The 6948-nt window shown below is 71.4% G+C and carries 5 protein-coding genes; 2 read left to right on the forward strand and 3 right to left on the reverse strand.

Features of this window, described 5'->3' with window-relative positions:
• The first annotated feature begins 186 nt into the window (after positions 1-186).
• Entirely contained in the window at positions 187-1152 is a 966-nt protein-coding gene (locus FRZ03_RS28760) for a zinc-binding dehydrogenase (RefSeq protein WP_146468031.1), read from the forward strand.
• A 68-nt stretch (positions 1153-1220) separates the two neighbouring features.
• Here the strand turns inward: FRZ03_RS28760 and FRZ03_RS28765 are convergent, their stop codons facing one another.
• Both FRZ03_RS28765 and FRZ03_RS28770 read right to left on the reverse strand, forming a co-directional pair.
• Positions 1221-2138 (reverse strand): PadR family transcriptional regulator, encoded by a 918-nt coding sequence (locus FRZ03_RS28765; protein WP_146468032.1) that lies wholly within the window; start codon positions 2136-2138, stop codon positions 1221-1223.
• A gap of 1 nt (position 2139) precedes the next feature.
• A complete protein-coding gene (locus FRZ03_RS28770; RefSeq protein ID WP_146468033.1) occupies positions 2140-3060 on the reverse strand; it encodes a DUF4097 family beta strand repeat-containing protein in 921 nt (306 codons plus the stop codon).
• Positions 3061-3226: 166 nt separating this feature from the next.
• On the opposite strand from FRZ03_RS28770, the gene FRZ03_RS28775 reads away from it, so the two are divergent.
• On the forward strand, positions 3227-3406 hold the full coding sequence (locus FRZ03_RS28775; RefSeq protein WP_028420339.1) for a DUF6104 family protein: 180 nt from the start codon (positions 3227-3229) through the stop codon (positions 3404-3406).
• 100 nt (positions 3407-3506) lie between these two features.
• On the opposite strand, the gene FRZ03_RS28780 is transcribed toward FRZ03_RS28775, so the two are convergent.
• Positions 3507-6948: multifunctional oxoglutarate decarboxylase/oxoglutarate dehydrogenase thiamine pyrophosphate-binding subunit/dihydrolipoyllysine-residue succinyltransferase subunit (locus FRZ03_RS28780; protein ID WP_146468073.1), on the reverse strand; the 3442-nt coding region annotated here is incomplete at its 5' end.

Genomic DNA, 6948 nt, shown 5'->3' on the forward strand with positions numbered 1-6948 from the left:
AAGGCGACCGTCCATTCGTGGGCCACCCGGTCGAGGGGGTCGTCGCCGGCGGCCGGGGGGTCCCGCGCGCCCTGGCCCCCGCCCTCTCCGCCCCGGCGTGCCGAACAGGTGCCCTTCGGGCAAGAGGGCATGTGTCACAGCGCGGTCCGGTTCCGCCCGGGGCGCGACGCACCTATCGTCGGCTCCATGTTCGCTGTCTACGCCGCCCGAATCGACCGCGACCAGCCGCTCAGCGGCCTCGAGTTGGGGGAGCGTCCGGCTCCCGAGGCCCGCCCCGGCTGGAGCACCATCGAGGTGCGCGCCGCCTCCCTCAACCACCACGACCTCTGGTCCCTGCGGGGCGTCGGCCTCCCGGAGGACCGGCTGCCGATGATCCTCGGCTGCGACGCCGCCGGGATCGACGCGGACGGCAACGAGGTCGTCCTGCACTCCGTCATCGGCCAGACCGGCCACGGCGTCGGCCCGGACGAGCCGCGCTCCATCCTGACCGAGCGCTACCAGGGCACCTTCGCCGAGCGGGTCGCCGTGCCGACCTTCAACGTGCTGCCCAAGCCGAAGGAACTGTCCTTCGCCGAGGCCGCCTGTCTGCCGACCGCGTGGCTGACGGCGTACCGGATGCTGTTCACCAACGCGGGCGTACGCCCCGGGGATTCCGTTCTCGTGCAGGGCGCGGGCGGCGGGGTCGCCACGGCCGCGATCGTGCTGGGCAAGGCGGCGGGGCTGAGGATGTTCGCCACCAGCCGGGACGAGGCCAAGCGCAAGCGGGCCGTGGAGCTGGGCGCGGTGGAGGCCGTGGAGACCGGGGCGCGGCTGCCGCAGCGGGTGGACGCCGTGATCGAGACCGTGGGCGCGGCCACCTGGTCCCACTCGGTGAAGTCGCTGCGGCCCGGCGGGACGATCGTCATCTCCGGCGCCACCAGCGGGGACCGGCCCTCGCACGCCGAGCTGACCCGGATCTTCTTCCTGGAGCTGAAGGTGGTCGGCTCCACGATGGGCACCAAGGAGGAGCTGGACGACCTGCTCTCCTTCTGCGCCGCGACCGGGGTGAGGCCCGTCATCGACGAGGTGCTGCCGCTGGACCGGGCCCGGGAGGGCTTCGAACGGATGGAGTCCGGGGGCCAGTTCGGGAAGATCGTACTGACCACGGGCTGAGGTTCCGCAGCCGGCAGGGGCGGGCCCGGTTCCGGGCCCGCCCTCCCGTGGCCGGGGGACGGCTCCGGTCAGGTCGCCGGCGGGCGCAGGACGGAGGCGATGTCCGCCGCCGCCGTCGTCAGATGCCGCCGGGTCTCCTCCAGTTGGGCCGCCGTCACGCCGTGGTCGCGGGCCAGGTCGCGGATGTCGTCGCGGAAGCGGTCCAGGAGGCGGTCCAGGTCGCGGGCCGGGTCGTCGGTCGGGGGCTCCTTGGACCAGGGCGGGGCGGGAGGAGTGCGGGGGGCCGTCCAGTCCTTGCTGAACTCTCCGATCTCCCGGGCCAGTTCGGTCAGGCCCTCGCGGACGCCCGTCGGCCAGTCACCCCGGGCGAAGTGGTCCTGGACGCGGCGGGCGATGCGCTGCATCTCCTCCTGGGCCTGGGCGCGGGCCCGGGCCTGGGCCTGCTCGGCCTGGTGGCGGGCCCGCTGGGCCTCCTCGCGGGCCCGGCGGCTCTCGTCCTTGGCGCGGCGGGCCTGCTCCTTCCACTCCTGCCTGACCCGGCGCATCTCCTCCTTGGCGACCCGCCAGGCGTCCTTGTCGTCCCCCGCGGAGTCCGCTCCGCGGGCCTGGGAGGCGGCGGCACGCATCTCGCGGCGCAGATCGCCCGCCGCGCCGCGCACATCGGCCCGTATCTCGGCGGCCAGCTCCGCCACCGACTCCCGGATCTCCAGCTCCAGGTCGGCCAGTTCACCGCTGCGGCCGGCCAGTTCGGCGCGGCCCGCGTCCGTGATGGCGTACACCTTGCGACCGCCCTCGGTGGTGTGGGTGACCAGGCCCTCGGCCTCCAGCTTGGCCAGGCGGGGGTAGACGGTGCCCGCCGAGGGGGCGTACAGCCCCTGGAAGCGCTCCTCCAGGAGGCGGATCACCTCGTAGCCGTGGCGCGGGGCCTCGTCCAGCAGCTTGAGCAGGTACAGGCGCAGGCGCCCGTGGGCGAAGACGGGGGGCATGTCAGAGCACCTTCTTGTCGGTCGGGCCGTCTGTCGGGCCGTCGGTCCGCCCCTGGGACGAGCCGTCGGCCGGGGCGCCGGTCGGGCCGGACTCCCCGGGGAACGCGTCCTCCTCGTCCTCGCGCGGCGGGCGGCGGAGCAGCGCGATCGCGCCGGAGACCGTGGTGGCCCGCAGCCGGCCGGTGCCCGCGCCCAGCCGGCCGGTGATCTTGTGGGCGCCCCACTGGCCTTGCACCCGCAGGTCCTCGAACGCGTTGGAGATCCGCCCGCTCGCCGTGTTGGCCTCGACCTCCGCGTCCGCCGGGTGCGGCAGCCGGATGGCGATCTCACCGGTGACGCTGGTGAGCTGGACGTCCGTGGGGCCGTCCGGGTCCAGGTCCACGATCATGGAACCGCTGACCGAGTCGGCGCGCACACAGGGGCCCGAACCCTCGACCACCGTCAGGTCCCCGGAGACCGAGTTGAAGCGCAGCTCTCCGGTGACCGCCTGCGCCTCCACGCTCCCCGAGACCGTGTCCGCACGCACCGGACCGGAGACGCCGACCAGGGTGGTGTCGCCGGTGACGCCCTTGACCACGGTCCGGCCCCGGATGCCGGAGACCACCGCGCCGGCGCCGACCACGCCCACCTCCACCCGGGTCTGCGCCGGGACCGTCAGGGTGACGACCGCGCTGCGCCGCCGGCCCTTGTCGAACCACTTGAGGAAGCCCTTCCAGGGCAGGTCCTCGTACCCCACCGTCAGGGTGCCGCCGACGTGGGTGACCACCAGGGGCGGGCCCTCGATGTCGGTCACCTCCAGCCGGGCCGGGCCCTCGTCCGTGCCCACGACGTTCACCGTGCCGTTGACGACGCGGACCTGGAGGTCGCTCACGGGGGTGTCGAAGGCAAGCTTCTCGGGCTCGGTGACGGACCACTCGGACATGGGAGACCTCCTCGGCGCACGGGGTCGCGACGCGCCATATCGCGTCCACGGGAAACACGATATATCGTGGCCGGGCGAAGTCAAGGCGCTGTTCCGTGGGGAGCGGCCGCGCGCGTTGCATACGCTGGTTCCGACGCACAACGCAGACGCAGGAGACGCAACCCCCATGTACTTCACCGACCGCGGTATCGAGGAGCTGGAGAAGCGGCGCGGCGAGGAGGAGATCACCTTCGAGTGGCTCGCCGAGCAGCTGCGCACCTTCGTGGACCTCAACCCCGACTTCGAGGTGCCCGTGGAGCGCCTGGCCACCTGGCTCGCCCGGCTCGACGACGAGGACGACGAGTAGCGGGCGCGGACGGCGGGCGGCGGGCGCCCGCCCGGACATGCCGAAGGGCCCGGTTCCTGCCAGGAACCGGGCCCGTCGGCATGTCGCCGTGTCCGGAGGACTACGCCTCGAACACCTCACGCACCAGCTGCTCCTGCTCGGCCTGGTGGCGCTTGGCGGAGCCCACCGCCGGGGACGAGGAGTGCGGACGCGAGATGCGCCGCAGCCGCTCGCCGGCCGGGATGTCCGCGCCGACCGCCAGGTCGAGGTGGTCGATCAGGTTGAGCGCGATGAACGGCCAGGCACCCTGGTTCGCCGGCTCCTCCTGGACCCACAGGTACTTCTCGGCGTTCGGGTACTTGTTGACCTCCGCCTGGAGCTCGGCACCCGGCAGCGGGTACAGGCGCTCGATGCGGATGATCGCGGTGTCGGTGACGCCCCGCTTCTTCCGCTCGGCCTCCAGGTCGTAGTAGACCTTGCCGGCGCAGAAGACGACCTTGCGGACCGCGGCGGCCTCGGCCGTGGCGTCGCCGATGACCGGGCGGAACCCGCCGGTGGTGAACTCCTCCGCCTTGGAGGCGGCGGCCTTCAGACGCAGCATCGACTTCGGGGTGAAGACGACCAGCGGCTTGTGGGCCGGGTTGTGCACCTGCCACCGCAGGAGGTGGAAGTAGTTCGCCGGCGAGGTGGGCATCGCCACCGTCATGTTGTTCTGCGCGCACAGCTGGAGGAAGCGCTCCGGGCGGGCGGACGAGTGGTCCGGGCCCTGGCCCTCGTAGCCGTGCGGCAGCAGCAGGACGACGCCGGAGGTCTGGCCCCACTTCTGCTCGGCCGAGGAGACGAACTCGTCCACGACGGTCTGGGCGCCGTTGACGAAGTCGCCGAACTGGGCCTCCCACATCACCAGCGCGTCGGGACGCGCGAGCGAGTAGCCGTACTCGAAGCCCATCGCCGCGTACTCGGACAGCAGCGAGTTGTAGACGTTCAGCCGCGCCTGGTCCTCGGAGAGGTACTGGAGCGGGGTGTACTCCTCGCCGGTCTCCCGGTCGATCAGCACCGCGTGGCGCTGGCCGAAGGTGCCGCGCTGGGAGTCCTGGCCCGACAGGCGGACCGGGGTGCCCTCCAGCAGCAGCGAGCCGATGGCCAGGGTCTCGCCCATGCCCCAGTCGATCGTGCCGTCCTCGACCATCGCGGCACGGCGCTGCAGCTGCGGCTGCAGGCGCGGGTGCACGGTGATGTGCTCGGGGATGTTGATCTGGGACTCGGCGATCCGCTTGACGACCTCGGAGGTGACGGCGGTGGGAACGGTGGCCGGGAAGCCGTCCTGCGACTCCTGGGCGTCCCCGCCGGCCGGCTGCGAGGTGGCCTCGCGGACCTCGGTGAAGACCTTCTCCAGCTGGCCCTGGTAGTCCTGGAGGGCCTGCTCGGCCTCTTCCAGGGTGATGTCGCCGCGACCGATCAGGGACTCGGTGTAGAGCTTGCGCACCGAGCGCTTCTTGTCGATCAGGTCGTACATCAGCGGCTGGGTGAAGGCCGGGTTGTCCGACTCGTTGTGACCGCGGCGGCGGTAGCAGATGAGGTCGATCACCACGTCCTTGTTGAACGCCTGGCGGAACTCGAACGCCAGCCGGGCGACGCGGACGACGGCCTCGGGGTCGTCGCCGTTCACGTGGAAGATCGGGGCCTCGATCATGCGGGCCACGTCCGTCGCGTACATGGAGGAACGCGAGGACTCGGGGGCCGCGGTGAAGCCGACCTGGTTGTTGATGACGATGTGCACGGTGCCGCCGGTGCGGTAGCCGCGCAGCTGCGACATGTTCAGGGTCTCGGCCACCACGCCCTGGCCCGCGAAGGCCGCGTCGCCGTGGATCGCCACCGGCAGGACGGTGAAGTCCGTGCCGCCCTTGTTGATGATGTCCTGCTTGGCGCGGGCGACGCCCTCCAGGACCGGGTCGACCGCCTCCAGGTGGGAGGGGTTGGCGACCAGCGAGACCTTGATCTGCTCGCCGTCCAGGCCGGTGAAGGTGCCGTCGGCGCCCAGGTGGTACTTCACGTCGCCGGAGCCGTGCATGGACTTCGGGTCGAGGTTGCCCTCGAACTCGCGGAAGATCTGCGCGTACGACTTGCCGACGATGTTGGCGAGCACGTTCAGCCGGCCGCGGTGGGCCATGCCGATGACGACCTCGTCCAGGCGGGACTCGGCGGCCGAGTCGATCACCGCGTCGAGCAGCGGGATGACGGACTCGCCGCCCTCCAGCGAGAAGCGCTTCTGGCCGACGTACTTGGTCTGCAGGAAGGTCTCGAAGGCCTCCGCGGCGTTCAGCCGGCGCAGGATGCGCAGCTGCTCCTCGCGCTCCGGCTTGGCGTGGCCGCGCTCGACCCGGTCCTGGATCCACTTGCGCTGCTTGGGGTCCTGGATGTGCATGAACTCGATGCCGGTGGTGCGGCAGTACGAGTCGCGGAGCACGCCGAGGATGTCGCGCAGCTTCATCATCGACTTGCCGGCGAAGCCGCCGACGGCGAACTCGCGCTCCAGGTCCCACAGGGTGAGGCCGTGCTCGACGATGTCCAGGTCGGGGTGCTTGCGCTGGCGGTACTCCAGCGGGTCGGTGTCGGCCATGACGTGGCCGCGGACCCGGTAGGAGTGGATCAGCTCGAAGACGCGGGCGGCCTTGGTGACGTCGTCGTCGTGGGACGCGTCGATGTCCTTGAGCCAGCGGACCGGCTCGTAGGGGATGCGCAGCGCCTCGAAGATCTCGTCGTAGAACTTGTTCTCGCCGAGCAGCAGGTTGGCGACCTGGCGCAGGAACTCGCCGGAGGCGGCGCCCTGGATGACCCGGTGGTCGTAGGTCGACGTGAGGGTCATCACCTTGGAGACACCGAGCTTGTTCAGGGTGTCCTGGCTGGTGCCCTGGAACTCGGCCGGGTAGTCCATGGAGCCGACGCCCATGATCACGGACTGGCCGGGCATCAGACGCGGCACGGAGTGCACGGTGCCCAGGCCGCCGGGGTTGGTCAGGGAGACCGTGACCCCGGTGAAGTCGTCCATGGTCAGCTTGCCCTCGCGGGCGCGGCGGACGATGTCCTCGTAGGCCTGCCAGAACTCAAAGAAGTTCAGGGTCTCGGCCTTCTTGATCGCCGCGACGACGAGCTGGCGGTCGCCGTTGGGCTTGACCAGGTCGATGGCGAGGCCGAGGTTGACGTGCGCCGGCTTGATCAGGGTCGGCTTGCCGTCCTTGACGCCGTACGAGTGGTTCATCGCCGGCATGGCCTTGATGGCCTGCACCATCGCGTACCCGATGAGGTGCGTGAAGGAGATCTTCCCGCCGCGGGCGCGCTTGAGGTGGTTGTTGATGACGATGCGGTTGTCGAACAGCAGCTTCACCGGGACGGCGCGGACCGAGGTCGCGGTCGGCATCTCCAGCGAGGCGTCCATGTTCTTGGCGACCGCGGCGGCGGGGCCGCGCAGCGTGACCTGCTCCGGACCGGCCGGGGCCTCCTTCGCGGGGGCGGCCTTCGCCTTGGGCTGAGCGGGCGCCTGTGCGGGCTGCGCCGGCTTGGCC

Origin of the sequence: Streptomyces misionensis (assembly GCF_007896895.1) — a bacterium.
Taxonomy (GTDB): domain Bacteria; phylum Actinomycetota; class Actinomycetes; order Streptomycetales; family Streptomycetaceae; genus Streptomyces; species Streptomyces misionensis_A.